This is a genomic window from Pseudomonas yamanorum, from assembly GCF_013386765.1.
GTDB classification, from domain to species: domain Bacteria; phylum Pseudomonadota; class Gammaproteobacteria; order Pseudomonadales; family Pseudomonadaceae; genus Aquipseudomonas; species Aquipseudomonas yamanorum_A.
The window spans coordinates 137,276-152,389 of sequence record NZ_JACARE010000003.1 but is presented as its reverse complement, the minus strand read 5'-3'; the positions used below and the strand labels follow the sequence as shown (position 1 = coordinate 152,389).

The following is a 15,114-nucleotide window of genomic DNA, read 5'->3' as shown; positions in this document are numbered from 1 at the left end:
TTAGTATATCGACACAACCCAAATGTGGGAGCGGGCTTGCCCGCGATGCAATCTCCGCGGTTTCTCAGTAACACCGGGGTGATGCTATCGCAGGCAAGCCAGCTCCCACACAAAGCAGCGGGATCTGCGGTGCCTAGTCCAACGCTTTCCAGATCTCGGTCGCATACTCGCGGATGGTCCGGTCCGACGAGAACCAGCCCATGCGTGCAGTATTGAGTACCGCCGAGCGCCACCATTCCTTGGAATCGTGCCAATGCGCCTCGACCCGGGACTGGGCATCCCAGTAGGAATCGAAGTCGGCACAGACCAGGAAGCGGTCGTAGTCGATCAGCGAATCCACCAACCCGGCATAACGGCCCGGATCATCCGGCGAGAACACCCCGCCACGAATCGCTTGCAGCACATCGTTCAAGCGATGGGACGCGGCGATTTCCGGCCCGGCATTGAACTCACCGGCGTGTTTGCGCGCTTCCACCTGCTGGGCGCTGAGGCCGAAGATGAACATGTGGTCGGCGCCCACCCGCTCGTGCATCTCCACGTTGGCGCCGTCCATGGTGCCGATGGTGAGCGCACCGTTAAGGCCGAATTTCATGTTGCTGGTGCCCGACGCTTCAAAACCGGCAGTGGAAATCTGCTCCGACAGGTCGGCCGCCGGAATGATGCTTTCCGCCAGGCTGACGTTGTAGTTGGGCAGGAACACCACCTTGAGCAACCCGCGCACCGTCGGGTCGTTGTTGACGGTACGGGCGATGTCGTTGGTCAGCTTGATGATCAGTTTGGCCTGGTGATAGCTGGCCGCCGCCTTGCCGGCGAAGATCTTCACCCGAGGTACCCAGTCGGTGCCCGGCTCGGCACGGATCGCCTGGTACAGCGCGACGGTGTGCAGCAGGTTCAACAGCTGGCGCTTGTACTCGTGGATCCGCTTGACCTGCACATCGAACATCGCCGCCGGGTTGACCGAAATCCCCAGGCGCTCGTGAATGATGTCGGCCAGTGCCCGCTTGCTGTGCAGGCGCTGTTCAGCGAAGGCCTTGCGGAAGGCTTGCTTCTCGGCGAACGGTTCCAGGTCCACCAGGCGTTGCTCGGGGTTATCCAGTACGTCCGGACCCAGGGCCTCCACCAGCATCGCGGTGAGTTTGGGGTTGGCCTGGTACAGCCAGCGGCGGAAGGTAATACCGTTGGTTTTGTTGTTGATGCGGTCCGGGTAGAGCTTGTGCAGTTCGGAGAACACCGTGCTGCGCATCAGTTGGGTGTGCAGGCCGGACACGCCGTTCACGCTGTGGGAACCGAGGAACGCCAGGTTGCCCATGCGCACGCGGCGGCCGTTGTCTTCCTCGATCAGCGACACCGCACGCAGCACGTCGAAGTCGTGGATGCCCTTGGCCCGCAGCGAGTCGATATGTTGGGCGTTGATCAGGTAGATGATCTGCATGTGCCGCGGCAGCATGCGTTCCATCAAGCCCACCGGCCAGGTCTCCAACGCCTCGGGAAGCAAGGTGTGGTTGGTGTACGACAGGGTTTCGACGGTGACATCCCAGGCGGCATCCCACGGGATGTCGTGCAGGTCCACCAACTGGCGCATCAACTCGGCCACCGCGATCGAGGGGTGCGTGTCGTTGAGCTGGATGGCCGCGTGTTCGCCCAGGCTCAGTACCGAGCCGTGCATGTTCTTGTGGCGGCGCAGCAGATCCTGCAGCGAGGCGGAAACGAAGAAGTATTCCTGGCGCAGGCGCAGTTCCTGCCCCGCTTCGGTGCTGTCGGCCGGGTAAAGCACTCGAGAGATGCTTTCGGCACGGGCCACTTCGGCCACGGCACCCAGGTGGTCGCCGGCGTTGAAGCGCTCCAGGTGCAGGTCTTCCACGGCCCGGGCACGCCACAGGCGCAAGGTGTTGACGCTGGCGCCACGCCAGCCGACCACCGGGGTGTCGTAGGCTACCGCACGCACGGTTTCATTCGGCGACCAGACCTGGATCGACTTGCCGGACGCATCCAGCAGGGTTTCCACGCCGCCGCCAAAGCCAATCGGGTAGATCACCTCGGCGCGTTCGAACTCCCAGGGGTTGCCGAAATCCAGCCAGCGTTCGGTTTGCTCCTGCTGCCAGCCATCGACAATCGCCTGACGGAACAGGCCGTGCTCATAACGAATGCCATAACCGTGGCCGGCAATGCCCAGGGTCGACATGCTTTCCATAAAGCACGCTGCCAGTCGGCCAAGGCCACCGTTGCCCAGGGCCGCGTCGGGCTCCAGCAGGCGAATGCGCTCCATGTCCACACCCAGCTCGCTCATGGCCTCGCGGGCCACGTCCAGCAAGCCGAGGTTGCTCAGGCTGTCGTAAAGCAGACGGCCGATCAGGAATTCCAGCGAGAGGTAATAGACCCGCTTCTGCCCCTTGCGGTAGATGTGCCGCGTGTGGTCCATCCAGTGGTCGACCATATGGTCGCGGGCGGCCAGTGCAATGGCTTCGAACCAGTCGTGGTCGAAGGCGTGATCGGGGTCCTTGCCCACCGCATAGGTAAGTTTGGTCAAGACGGCATCGCGAAATGCGGCTACCTCTGCTTCTCGTACAAGCGGTTCCTGAGACATCGATGCGACCTCGGGCGAGATAGAAGGAGTTGCTAGAGCCTAGACGGTCTGACAGACGGTAGACGCTCTGGTTCGGCAGTTTTTTAACTCATTCACCTTTGCGGGAATTTGATGCAGGGGCCGTGCCCGTTTGTGGCTCGGCGCAGCCTTCGAGCTGAAACCCGGAAGATATTGTTCAAAAAAACACCAATTCCGGTATGATCCCGCGCCGGATAACACCCCTCTTGGAAACCTGATGAAGCCTCAACTGATCGCCGCCGCGGAACTCGACCGTCTCGAGACCTGGCAGAAATACTCAAGCCATATGTGTGGCGGCTGCGTGTCGAGCTGCTGCACCCTGCCGGTTGAGGTGAAGATCAAGGACCTGATCCGTATCGGCATCGTCGATGAGTTCGAGCGTGGCGACCCGCCGAAGAACATCGCCAAGCGCTTGCAGAAGGAAGGTATCGTCGAGCGCTTCAACGCCAAATCCGAGATCTTTACCCTGCAGCGCATGAGCAACAACGATTGCCTGTACCTGGATCGTAAGAGCCGCTTCTGCACTATTTATGACAAGCGCCCGGATACTTGCCGCAATCACCCGAAAATCGGACCGCGGCCGGGGTATTGCGCGTACAAGCCGAAGGAAGTGGTGCGCGAGACCAAGTTCAAGACCCTCGACAAGTTCTGACCCGGATTTTTGGGGGGGGCCTTGAGGGCCCTATCGCAGGCAAGCCAGCTCCCACAGTTGAATGTTTCATCTATCAAAATGTGGGAGCCGGGCTTGCCCGCGATGAGGCCGTCGCAGTCACCACAAAAACTGCAGGCACAAAAAAACGCCCCCGGCCTTTCGACCGGGGGCGTTTTTCATTCAGCCTGAGTTAACTCAGTTCTTGGCTTTCTTGGCAGCGCGGGTACGCTCGCCTTCGTCCAGGATCTTCTTACGCAGGCGGATCGACTTAGGCGTGACTTCGCACAGCTCGTCGTCCTGGATGAATTCCAGGGCCTGTTCCAGGGTGAAGCGAACAGGTGGAACCAGAGCGATGGTTTCGTCTTTACCCGAAGCACGCATGTTGTCGAGCTTCTTGCCTTTGGTTGGGTTGACGCCCATGTCGTTGTCACGGCTGTTCAGGCCAACGATCTGACCGTTGTAGATCTCTTGACCGTGTTCAACGAACAGCTTGCCACGCGCCTGGAGGGTTTCCAGGGAGTAGGTCAGCGCCTTGCCGGTTTCTACCGATACCAGAACACCGTTCTGACGGCCGGACATGTCGCCGGACTTCATGGTGTCGTAGCGATCGAAGATCGAGGTCAGGATGCCAGCGCCGTTGGTCAGGGTCAGGAACTGGTTACGGAAACCGATCAGACCACGAGCAGGGATGTTGTATTCCAGACGCACACGGCCTTTGCCATCCGGCACCATGTTGGTCAGGTCGCCCTTACGCAGGCCCATCTCTTCCATGACCTTGCCCTGGGATTCTTCAGGGGTGTCGATGGTCACGTTTTCAAACGGTTCCTGCTTCACGCCGTCAACAGTACGGATGATCACTTCCGGACGACCAACGCCCATTTCGAAGCCTTCGCGACGCATGGTTTCGATCAGTACCGAGAGGTGCAGCTCACCACGGCCGGAAACCTTGAACTTGTCAGCGGAGTCGCCTTCTTCAACGCGCAGAGCAACGTTGTACAGCAGCTCTTTGTCCAGACGTTCCTTGATGTTACGGGAAGTCACGAACTTGCCTTCTTTACCGCAGAAAGGCGAGTCGTTTACCTGGAAGGTCATGGAAACGGTTGGCTCGTCAACGGTCAGAGGCTTCATCGCCTCGACAGTGTCCGGCTGGCACAGGGTGTCGGAGATGAACAGCGAGTCCATACCGCTTACGCACACGATGTCGCCGGCGAAAGCTTCTTCAACGTCGATACGGTGCAGGCCGTGGTGACCCATCAGCTTCAGGATACGACCGTTGCGCTTCTTGCCGTCGGCGCCGATGGCGACAACCGGGGTGTTCGGCTTGACGCTACCACGAGCGATACGGCCAACGCCGATAACACCCAGGAAGCTGTTGTAGTCCAGTGCCGAGATTTGCATCTGGAACGGGCCTTCACGGTCAACCTTCGGTGGTGGAACGTGGTCAACGATTGCCTGGTACAGCGGGGTCATGTCTTCCGCCATGGCGGTGTGTTCCAGACCGGCAATACCGTTCAGGGCAGAGGCGTAGATCACCTGGAAATCCAGCTGTTCTTCGGTAGCACCCAGGTTGTCGAACAGGTCGAAGATCTGGTCCAGAACCCAGTCCGGACGCGCGCCTGGACGGTCAACCTTGTTGATGCACACGATCGGACGCAGGCCGGCTTCGAAAGCCTTCTTGGTCACGAAACGGGTTTGCGGCATAGGGCCGTCTTGAGCGTCAACCAGCAGCAGAACGGAGTCAACCATCGACATTACGCGTTCTACTTCGCCGCCGAAGTCGGCGTGGCCCGGGGTATCCACGATGTTGATGTGGTAGCCGTTCCAGTTGATGGCGGTGTTTTTAGCCAGGATGGTAATACCGCGCTCTTTTTCCTGGTCGTTGGAGTCCATCACGCGCTCGTCGTTGAGCTCGTTGCGCTCCAGGGTGCCGGATTGACGCAGGAGTTTGTCTACCAGGGTGGTTTTACCATGGTCAACGTGAGCAATGATGGCGATGTTGCGTAGATTTTCGATCACTTGTGTATCTCGATCAGAGGATTCGGTGTGCTGACAGGTCGTGGCAGCGATTAACAGTAGAGTCAGGCCTTGCCGTTACAGCTTGACGGCAGAGTCGGGGGGCCGGTGACGCAGGCCACAGGCAAACAGCCCCGGGCTCTTAGCTCGGTCGATAAACGCGCACATTGGCATGCCCCTCACTGAGCAAATGGTGGGCATGCAGGCGACTCATCACGCCTTTGTCGCAATACAACAGGTACTGACGGCTGTCATCCAGTTCCTTGAAACGCGCATTCAATGCATAGAACGGCAGCGTTTGTACGTCGATGCCAGCGATTTCCAGCGGCTCGTCTTCAGCGGCATCCGGGTGACGGATGTCGATGATGATCTGACCGGCCAGAGCCTCGCTGACTTCTTCGATCTGCAAATCCTGGCCCAATTCGTCGATAACCCGATCGATCGGCACCAGTTTGGCGTTCTCCAGCGCACGCTCGAGAACCGCCATGTCGAACTGTTGTTCTTCGTACTCCACGCGGTTGCGCTTGGCGTGGGTCTTGGGGTTCACCGAGATGACCCCGCAATATTCCGGCATGTGCTTGGCGAAATCCGCCGTGCCGATCTGGGTCGCCAGGTCGATGATGTCTTGCTTGTGACTGGCGATCAGCGGGCGCAATACCAGCTTCTCGGTCACAGAGTCGATCAACGACAGGTTCGGCAGGGTCTGGCTGGACACCTGGGAAATCGCTTCACCGGTGACCAGTGCGTCGATTTCCAGCCGATCCGCGATTCGGGACGCAGCGCGCAACATCATACGCTTCAATACTACGCCCATATGACTGTTATCGACTTTCCCGAGAATTTCTCCCAGGACTTCCTCGAACGGTACGCTGACAAACAGCACCCGTTGCGAGCTGCCGTACTTCTTCCAGATGTAATGCGCGACTTCCATCACGCCCAATTCGTGTGCACGCCCGCCCAGGTTAAAGAAGCAGAAGTGGCTCATCAGCCCGCGGCGCATGATCTGGTAGGCCGCCACGGTGGAATCGAAACCGCCGGACATCAATACCAGGGTCTGTTCCAGGGCGCCCAGCGGGTAGCCGCCGATGCTGTCGTGCTGGCTGTGGATCACAAACAACCGTTGGTCGCGAATTTCCATCCGCACTTCAATTTGCGGCGCTTTCAGGGAAATTCCGGCGGCGCCGCACTCGCGACGCAGCTTGCTGCCGACGTATTTTTCGACATCCATGGAGCTGAACGGATGCTTGCCGGCGCGTTTGCAGCGCACCGAAAACACCTTGCCTGCCAGCACATCGCCGTAGTGCTGCTTGCACTTTTCGGTGATGTCGTCGAAGTCGCCCAGCGGGTACTCGTCGACCTGCAGGAAATGCGCGATGCCCGGCACGCAGCTCAGGCGCTCGGTCATGTCCTTCAAGGCTTTGGGGTCTGTGAGGCGGGTTTCCAGCTCGAGATTGTCCCACACACCGTTCACCACCACCGCCGGGTCCAGATCGCGGAGCACGGCACGGATATTCTTGGCCAATTGACGGATGAAACGCATCCGTACCGGTCGGCTCTTGATGGTGATCTCGGGGAAGACTTTAACGATTAATTTCATGAAAACAGCGCGCGCAGGCCCAGCCGAAAAAGGGGGGCGCGGATTATAGCGGAAATCGCTCAAGGTTTAACCAGTTAATATGCAACTGACCTTTCGCGCACCAAAACGGGTCATAAACGAAAATAAGCGCTACATTGCGGTGCGCAATTTATTCCGTTTCAGCGGATTGCACCTTTATAGGGGCGTTTTTGTGGCAAAAAACCCATGTCGGGGCACTGGCATGCAATTTGCTCTCTTGTGAGGCAGGTTGCCTTGGTCGAGTATTCGCGCCGGCATCACCCACATTCTAAGGGCTAACTCCACTACCCCAGCCCGAAGCCACCCGGAGGACACTATGTCGAAGTCGGTTCAACTCATCAAAGATCATGACGTCAAATGGATTGATCTGCGCTTCACGGACACAAAAGGCACTCAGCACCACGTGACCATGCCGGCTCGCGACGCGCTGGATGACGCCTTCTTCGAAGAAGGCAAAATGTTCGACGGCTCCTCCATTGCCGGCTGGAAAGGCATCGAAGCTTCCGACATGATCCTGATGCCGGACGACAGCACCGCCGTACTCGACCCGTTCACCGAAGACCCAACGCTGATCATCGTCTGCGACGTGATCGAGCCTTCGACCATGCAAGGCTACGACCGTGACCCACGTGCGATCGCCAAGCGTGCCGAGGAATACCTGAAGTCGACCGGTATCGGTGACACCGTATTCGTAGGTCCGGAACCCGAATTCTTCATCTTTGATTCGGTCAAGTTCAAGTCCGACATCTCTGGCTCCATGTTCAAAATCTTCTCCGAACAAGGTTCGTGGATGTCCGACCAGGACGTGGAAGGCGGCAACAAAGGCCACCGTCCAGGTATCAAAGGCGGCTACTTCCCGGTTCCTCCGTTCGACCACGACCACGAAATCCGTACCTCCATGTGCAACGCCATGGAAGAGATGGGCCTGGTCATCGAAGTTCACCACCACGAAGTGGCGACTGCCGGCCAGAACGAAATCGGTGTGAAGTTCAACACCCTGGTTGCCAAGGCTGACGAAGTTCAGACCCTGAAGTACTGCGTACACAACGTGGCTGATGCCTACGGCCGTACCGCGACCTTCATGCCTAAGCCTCTGTACGGCGATAACGGTTCGGGTATGCACGTTCACCTGTCCATCGCCAAAGATGGCAAGAACACCTTCGCTGGCGAAGGTTATGCCGGCCTGTCCGACACTGCCCTGTACTTCATCGGCGGTATCATCAAGCACGGTAAGGCCCTGAACGGCTTCACCAACCCGTCGACCAACTCCTACAAGCGTCTGGTCCCAGGTTTCGAAGCTCCGGTAATGCTGGCCTACTCGGCTCGCAACCGTTCCGCTTCGATCCGTATTCCTTACGTGTCCAGCCCTCGCGCTCGCCGTATCGAAGCCCGCTTCCCGGATCCGGCAGCCAACCCGTACCTGGCCTTCGCTGCCCTGGTAATGGCCGGCCTGGACGGTATCCAGAACAAGATCCACCCTGGCGACGCCGCCGACAAAAACTTGTACGACCTGCCGCCTGAAGAGGCCAAAGAGATCCCACAAGTGTGCGGTAGCCTGAAAGAAGCCCTGGAAGAGCTGGACAAGGGCCGTGCGTTCCTGACCAAAGGCGGCGTGTTCAGCGACGACTTTATCGATGCCTACATCGCCCTGAAAAGCGAAGAAGAAATCAAGGTCCGCACCTTCGTACACCCACTGGAATACGAGCTGTACTACAGCTGCTGATCCGGTAGCGCCGCTTAGTGGCGTGATGAAAAAGGCCTCCTTCGGGAGGTCTTTTTTTTGCCCGCAAAACCCTGCGGGAGCGGGCTTGCCCGCGAAAAACTCAAGGACACTGCATTTCTTCAATATTTACGCGTTATCGTTAACGACCTTCGCGGGCAAGCCCGCTCCCACAGGAGATCACCGTTGAAACGTCGACTTGCGTTCGCCTTGCTGTTCGTCAGCGCCAATGTATTCGCAGCACCACCCACCCTCGCCCCACTGCTCGACAGCATCGCCGAGCGCCTGGCGATCGCCGACCAGGTGGCCCTGAGCAAATGGGACAGCCACAAGCCCGTCGAGGACCGTGCACGAGAGCAGGACGTGATCGCCAGCGTGGTGGCCCAGGCGCCGAGCTACAAACTGGCACCGGCGCAAGCCGAGCAGTTTTTCTCGGCCCAGATCGAGGCAAACAAATTGGTGCAATACGCTCACCTGTCCGATTGGCAGTTGCAAGGCAAGGCGCCCAATGACCCACGCCCTGATTTGGTCGGGCAGATTCGCCCAAAACTGGACCTGCTGCAAAAACGCCTGCTGCAACGACTGGCGGACTTCACCCCGGAGCGCAGCAACCCGCAGTGTCCGCAATGGCTGGCCCAGGCCAATCACGCACCAGCCAACGACCCGCTGCACCAACTGGCGATGATTCGCGCCACTGCCGAGTTGTGTGTCTACCAGAACTAAAACTGCGTACCCAATCAAAAGTGTGGGAGCTGGCTTGCCTGCGATAGCGGTGTGTCAGCAACCAAAATACCAACGGGTAGTCAGCTATCGCAGGCAAGCCAGCTCCCACAGGTTTCAGTGACACGAGTTCCTGAACAGATTTTTCAAAATCGCACTATATTGGTGCGATACGCTGCACCCTTCCCACTTGCCCAGCCCATTTTGGTTCGAAACTTCCCGCTCAAGCTGGCAGAACGCCACAGTTTCGCGCCTTAAGCCCCCATTTCAGGGCTTTAACGCTTCTTTTCGGAGCTTTGGTTTGGTTTTTGCATTTTCCTTGTATCAGCGTGTGCCTCAAGCCCGCGCCTTGCTCCAAAAGAGGTCCTAATGACCATCAGCGACGCACTGCACCGCCTGCTACTCGACAACCTGACCACCGCGACCATTCTGCTCAATGACGAACTGCGCCTTGAGTACATGAACCCGGCGGCGGAGATGCTGCTGGCCATCAGCGGACAGCGCAGCCATGGGCAATTCATCAGCGAACTGTTCACCGAGTCGGCCGAGGCCTTGAGTTCGCTGCGCCAGGCCGTGGAGCAAGCGCACCCGTTCACCAAGCGCGAAGCGATGCTCACCGCCCTCACCGGCCAGACCCTGACCGTGGATTACGCGGTCACACCGATCCTGAGCCACGGCGCCACCTTGCTGCTGCTGGAGGTTCATCCTCGCGATCGCCTGCTGCGCATCACCAAGGAAGAGGCGCAACTGTCCAAACAGGAAACCAGCAAGATGCTGGTGCGCGGCCTGGCCCATGAGATCAAGAACCCCCTGGGCGGGATTCGCGGCGCTGCACAGTTGCTGGCCCGCGAGCTGCCGGACGAGAACCTCAAGGACTACACCAACGTCATCATCGAGGAAGCCGACCGCCTGCGTAACCTGGTAGACCGCATGCTCGGCTCCAACAAGCTGCCGTCGCTGGCGATGACCAACGTCCACGAGGTTTTGGAGCGTGTTTGCCAGCTGGTGGAGGCCGAAAGCCAGGGTTGCATCACCTTGGTGCGCGACTACGACCCAAGCATCCCCGACGTATTGATCGACCGCGAGCAGATGATCCAGGCGGTGCTCAATATCGTGCGTAACGCCATGCAGGCCATCAGCAGCCAGAACGAACTGCGCCTGGGCCGCATCAGCCTGCGCACCCGCGCCCTGCGCCAGTTCACCATCGGCCACGTGCGCCATCGCCTGGTGACCAAGGTCGAGATCATCGACAACGGCCCGGGCATCCCGGCCGAACTGCAGGAAACCATCTTTTTCCCAATGGTCAGCGGCCGCCCGGACGGTACCGGGCTCGGCTTGGCCATTACCCAGAACATCATCAGCCAGCACCAGGGTTTGATCGAGTGTGAGAGCCATCCCGGCCACACCACGTTCTCGATCTTTCTGCCACTGGAACAAGGAGCCCCATCGACATGAGCCGTAGTGAAACTGTCTGGATCGTCGATGACGACCGTTCTATCCGCTGGGTCCTGGAGAAAGCCTTGCAACAGGAAGGCATGACCACCCAGAGCTTCGACAGCGCCGACGGGGTGATGAGCCGCCTGGCTCGCCAGCAGCCCGACGTGATCATCTCCGACATCCGCATGCCCGGCGCCAGTGGCCTGGACTTGCTGGCGCGGATTCGCGAGCAGCACCCGCGCTTGCCGGTGATCATCATGACCGCGCACTCGGACCTGGACAGCGCTGTCGCGTCCTATCAGGGCGGCGCCTTTGAATACCTGCCAAAACCGTTCGACGTGGACGAAGCGGTGGCGCTGGTAAAACGCGCCAACCAGCACGCCCAGGAGCAGCAGAACCAGGAAGCTCCGCCAGCCCTGACCCGTACCCCGGAAATCATCGGCGAAGCGCCAGCGATGCAGGAAGTGTTTCGTGCCATTGGGCGTTTGAGCCATTCCAACATCACCGTGCTGATCAACGGCGAGTCGGGTACCGGTAAAGAGCTGGTGGCCCACGCCCTGCACCGTCACAGCCCACGGGCGGCGTCGCCGTTTATCGCGCTGAACATGGCGGCGATTCCGAAGGATCTGATGGAGTCGGAACTGTTCGGCCATGAAAAAGGCGCGTTCACCGGTGCGGCCAACCTGCGCCGTGGCCGTTTTGAACAGGCCGATGGCGGCACGCTGTTCCTCGATGAAATCGGCGACATGCCCGCCGACACCCAGACGCGCTTGCTGCGGGTGCTGGCAGATGGCGAGTTTTATCGGGTAGGCGGGCACACGCCGGTCAAGGTCGACGTTCGCATTATCGCGGCGACCCACCAAAACCTGGAAACCCTGGTGCATGCCGGGAAATTCCGTGAAGACTTGTTTCACCGCTTGAACGTGATCCGTATCCACATTCCCCGGATGTCGGACCGCCGCGAAGACATCCCGACCCTGGCCCGTCACTTCCTCAGCCGCGCCGCCCAGGAGCTGGCCGTCGAGCCGAAGCTGCTGAAAAGCGAGACCGAGGAATACCTGAAGAACCTGCCATGGCCGGGCAACGTACGTCAGCTGGAGAACACCTGCCGCTGGATCACGGTGATGGCTTCGGGGCGCGAAGTGCATATCAGCGACCTGCCGCCGGAGCTGCTGAGCCTGCCTCAGGATTCGGCACCGGTGACCAACTGGGAGCAGGCGCTGCGCCAATGGGCCGACCAGGCTTTGGCACGTGGCCAGTCGAACCTGCTGGACAGCGCTGTACCGGCGTTTGAGCGGATCATGATCGAAACCGCCCTCAAGCATACCGCCGGTCGTCGTCGCGACGCCGCCGTGCTGCTGGGCTGGGGCCGCAATACCCTGACGCGCAAGATCAAGGAGCTGGGGATGAAGGTCGACGGTGGGGATGATGACGAAGGTGATGAGGCCTGATCACTAATCCCTGATCCACTGAAGATCTAATGTCGGAGCCGGGCTTGCCCGCGATGGCGCTGTGTCAGTCACTGAATGTATCGACTGACACAGCGCCATCGCAGGCAAGCCAGCTCCCACATTTGTTTTGTACCCGACTAACGACCGTGCACCGCTTCAATGCACCACGAACCGGCATCGCGCACGCATCCAACGCCTTAAACACATGCCTTGTTAAATAAATATTAAAAGCTGAAAACGCCAAAGCCCCGTATTCCGGGGCTTTGCGCTTTCTGAAGAAATTTTTTGGCACAACTTTTCAATTCTGGCACGCGCCCTGCAATAACCCTGTTACTACCCAGTTTCGGGGACCTTGGTACAGGCAGGCCGAGAATCCCCTCTTTACACCCGGGGTGCTTGATGCGGATCGCGTCGCGCCCCACACCCGTTTCGGGAACCTCGGTACAGGCAGGCCGGGGATTCCCTCTTTAACACCGAAGCCTTTGGCTTCACCCCGTTTTGGGAGCCCTGGTACAGGCAGGCCGGGAACTCCCTTCTTTACACCCGGGGCTTATGAGGCAACTCGCCCATAGCCCCAGCCCGTTTTGGGAACCTTGGTACAGGCAGGCCGGGGATTCCCTCTTTTATTCCTCCCGGAGATGGATCTCCAACCGCCAGCGTCCTTCGACCTTCTCCCCCGACCATTCCCCGCGCAACGGCCGAGCCGCCACCAGGTTCAGCAGCAAGCCGCCATCGGTCTTGCGCACGCGCCAGTTCACATCCTTGTCATTGACCTTCAGTTGCCCACCCTGAGCCTTGCCCAGCGCATCGAACAACAGCGCCACGGTGCCGTCGATATGCTCGCCGTGCAGCTTGGGTTCGCTGTTGAACCACACCACCAGGCCATCAGCGGCGGGCTCTACCTGCTGCAGCTCAACCGGGTCTGGGGTGGTCAGCCGGCCGATCATCAGGCCCACCATCAGGCCGACAATCGCCAACGAGCCTAAAACCCGTGGCAGAAGCTTCGGCCTGGGATCTTCTTCAGGGGTAGAATGCAGCGCATCTTTGCCTTCGGAGCCGTGCATGTTTCACGTCATCCTTTTTCAACCAGAAATTCCGCCGAATACCGGCAACGTTATCAGGCTGTGCGCCAACAGTGGCTGCCACCTGCATTTGATCGAGCCGCTGGGCTTCGACATGGACGACAAGCGCCTGCGCCGCGCCGGGCTGGACTACCACGAGTACGCCACTCTGCAACGCCACGCCGACCTTGCCAGCTGCCTGGAAAGCCTGAACCACCCTCGGTTGTTCGCGTTTACCACCAAGGGCTCGCGGCCGTTCCATGATGCCAGCTTTGCCGAAGGCGACGCCTTCCTGTTCGGCCCGGAAAGCCGGGGCCTGCCGGCGGACGTGCTCGACGCCCTGCCCGACGGCCACCGCCTGCGCCTGCCGATGCGCGAAGGCTGCCGCAGCTTGAACCTGTCCAACACCGTGGCCGTGGCCGTTTACGAAGGTTGGCGGCAACTCGGTTTCAAGTAACGCACATAACAAATGTGGGAGCGGGCTTGTGTGGGAGCCGGGCTTGCCCGCGATGCAAGCACCTCGGTGTGTCAGTCACACCGCGGTGATGCTATCGCAGGCAAGCCAGCTCCCACACAAACCGGCTCCCACATTTAGTTCTGCGTCAGGTTCGAAATTATTGAACCGTTGGCGAACCTTCCTGTTGCATGCGCTGCAGCTCTTGCGCATACAGGGCATCGAAGTTCACCGGAGCCAGCATCAGCGCCGGGAACGAGCCACGAGTGACCAGGCTGTCCAGGGTCTCACGGGCATACGGGAACAGGATGTTCGGGCAGAACGCGCCCAGGGTGTGGCTCATGGACGCTTCGTCCAGGCCCTGGATCAGGAAGATACCGGCCTGCTGCACTTCAGCGATGAAGGCCACTTCTTCGCCGTTCTTGACGGTCACCGACAAGGTCAGCACGACCTCGTGGAAGTCGCCTTCCAGGGCCTTTTGACGGGTGTTCAGGTCCAGCGCGACGCTCGGGGTCCATTCCTGACGGAAGATGGCCGGGCTTTTTGGCGCTTCGAACGACAAGTCGCGTACGTAAATACGCTGCAGGGAAAATTGTGGGCCTTGAGCCTCTTCTGCTGCCGCTTCGGTGTTCTGTTGGTCAGTCATCGCAGATCCTTCGTGATCTTGGGGTCTTTTAGGGGTTGTGAGTCAGACGTGAAGCAGCGCATCCAGTTTACCGGCGCGCTCGAGTGCGAACAGGTCATCGCATCCACCGACATGCTTGTCACCGATCCAGATCTGCGGCACGGAAGTGCGTCCCGCTTTCCTGGTCATCTCGGCGCGCACCTGGGGCTTGCCATCAACCTTGATCTCGTCGAAGGCAATGCCCTTTTTCTCAAGCAAGGCCTTGGCCCGCATGCAATAAGGGCAATAATCGCTGGAATAAACGACAACCTGGCTCATATCACTTCACCAGCGGCAGGTTATCGCCACGCCAGCTGGAGATACCACCCGACAGTTTGGCGGCGTTGAAGCCGGTTTTCAGCATCTCGCGGGCGTGGGTGCCGGAGTGCTGACCCTGGGCATCGACCAGGATGATGGTCTTGGCCTTGTACTTTTCCAGCTCGGCCAGACGCGAAATCAGTTTGTCCTGGGGAATGTTCAGCGCGCCAACAATGTGACCGGCGGCGAAATCCTTGGCGGGACGAATGTCCACCACTACGGCCTCATCCTTGTTGACCAGAGCGGTCAACTCCGACGTGCTGAGGCTGCGGCCACCGCGGCTCATTTCGTGAGCGATCAGCAGCGCCAGCAGTACGACGAACGCACCAGCGAGCAAATAGTGGGTAGTGGCAAATGCAATCAGGTGATCAACCATCAAGGAGGTTCCAGGGCGTTAAAATGGCGGT

The 15,114-nt window shown here is 59.4% G+C and carries 13 protein-coding genes; 6 read left to right on the top strand and 7 right to left on the bottom strand.

Annotated features, from left to right (window positions below):
• Positions 1–133: 133 nt before the first annotated feature.
• Complete coding sequence (locus HX875_RS01355) at positions 134–2,584, bottom strand: glycogen/starch/alpha-glucan phosphorylase (RefSeq protein WP_177041044.1); 2,451 nt, start codon at positions 2,582–2,584, stop codon at positions 134–136.
• A 235-nt stretch (positions 2,585–2,819) separates the two neighbouring features.
• On the opposite strand from HX875_RS01355, the gene HX875_RS01350 reads away from it, so the two are divergent.
• Positions 2,820–3,254, top strand: coding sequence for a YkgJ family cysteine cluster protein (locus HX875_RS01350; protein ID WP_017478181.1), 435 nt, complete (start codon positions 2,820–2,822; stop codon positions 3,252–3,254).
• A gap of 195 nt (positions 3,255–3,449) precedes the next feature.
• Here HX875_RS01350 and typA read toward each other — a convergent pair whose 3' ends face one another.
• Positions 3,450–5,270, bottom strand: a complete 1,821-nt coding sequence (gene typA / locus HX875_RS01345) for a translational GTPase TypA (RefSeq protein WP_053140412.1) — start codon at positions 5,268–5,270, stop codon at positions 3,450–3,452.
• Between the two features lie 139 nt (positions 5,271–5,409).
• The gene (thiI, locus tag HX875_RS01340) at positions 5,410–6,864 is read right to left on the bottom strand and encodes a tRNA uracil 4-sulfurtransferase ThiI (protein ID WP_063033503.1); all 1,455 of its coding nucleotides are present in this window, start codon (positions 6,862–6,864) and stop codon (positions 5,410–5,412) included.
• Between the two features lie 334 nt (positions 6,865–7,198).
• Between thiI and glnA the strand changes: the two genes are divergently transcribed.
• The 4 genes from glnA (at position 7,199) to ntrC (ending at position 12,210) form a co-directional block, all read left to right on the top strand.
• On the top strand, positions 7,199–8,605 hold the full coding sequence (gene glnA, locus HX875_RS01335) for a glutamate--ammonia ligase (protein WP_177041043.1): 1,407 nt from the start codon (positions 7,199–7,201) through the stop codon (positions 8,603–8,605).
• A 183-nt stretch (positions 8,606–8,788) separates the two neighbouring features.
• Complete coding sequence (locus HX875_RS01330; protein ID WP_177041042.1) at positions 8,789–9,325, top strand: chorismate mutase; 537 nt, start codon at positions 8,789–8,791, stop codon at positions 9,323–9,325.
• 366 nt (positions 9,326–9,691) lie between these two features.
• Positions 9,692–10,777 (top strand): nitrogen regulation protein NR(II), encoded by a 1,086-nt coding sequence (gene glnL / locus HX875_RS01325; protein ID WP_003218001.1) that lies wholly within the window; start codon positions 9,692–9,694, stop codon positions 10,775–10,777.
• The gene (ntrC, locus tag HX875_RS01320) at positions 10,774–12,210 is read left to right on the top strand and encodes a nitrogen regulation protein NR(I) (RefSeq protein ID WP_008435682.1); all 1,437 of its coding nucleotides are present in this window, start codon (positions 10,774–10,776) and stop codon (positions 12,208–12,210) included. The genes glnL and ntrC overlap by 4 nt, the downstream gene beginning before the upstream one ends.
• Positions 12,211–12,833: 623 nt before the next feature.
• Here the strand turns inward: ntrC and HX875_RS01315 are convergent.
• On the bottom strand, positions 12,834–13,274 hold the full coding sequence (locus tag HX875_RS01315) for a hypothetical protein (RefSeq protein WP_177041041.1): 441 nt from the start codon (positions 13,272–13,274) through the stop codon (positions 12,834–12,836).
• Here HX875_RS01315 and HX875_RS01310 point away from each other — a divergent pair.
• The gene (locus HX875_RS01310; protein ID WP_003218007.1) at positions 13,273–13,728 is read left to right on the top strand and encodes a tRNA (cytidine(34)-2'-O)-methyltransferase; all 456 of its coding nucleotides are present in this window, start codon (positions 13,273–13,275) and stop codon (positions 13,726–13,728) included. The genes HX875_RS01315 and HX875_RS01310 overlap by 2 nt on opposite strands.
• A gap of 157 nt (positions 13,729–13,885) precedes the next feature.
• Here HX875_RS01310 and secB read toward each other — a convergent pair whose 3' ends face one another.
• From secB to HX875_RS01295, 3 genes are read right to left on the bottom strand one after another with little or no spacing between them, the layout of a single operon-like run.
• The gene (secB, locus tag HX875_RS01305; protein ID WP_003218009.1) at positions 13,886–14,371 is read right to left on the bottom strand and encodes a protein-export chaperone SecB; all 486 of its coding nucleotides are present in this window, start codon (positions 14,369–14,371) and stop codon (positions 13,886–13,888) included.
• 42 nt (positions 14,372–14,413) lie between these two features.
• Positions 14,414–14,668, bottom strand: coding sequence for a glutaredoxin 3 (gene grxC / locus HX875_RS01300; RefSeq protein WP_177041040.1), 255 nt, complete (start codon positions 14,666–14,668; stop codon positions 14,414–14,416).
• 1 nt (position 14,669) lies between these two features.
• Positions 14,670–15,083 carry a rhodanese-like domain-containing protein gene (locus HX875_RS01295; RefSeq protein ID WP_177041037.1) on the bottom strand — a complete coding sequence of 138 codons (414 nt, stop codon included), beginning with the start codon at positions 15,081–15,083 and terminating at the stop codon, positions 14,670–14,672.
• Positions 15,084–15,114: the final 31 nt, after the last annotated feature.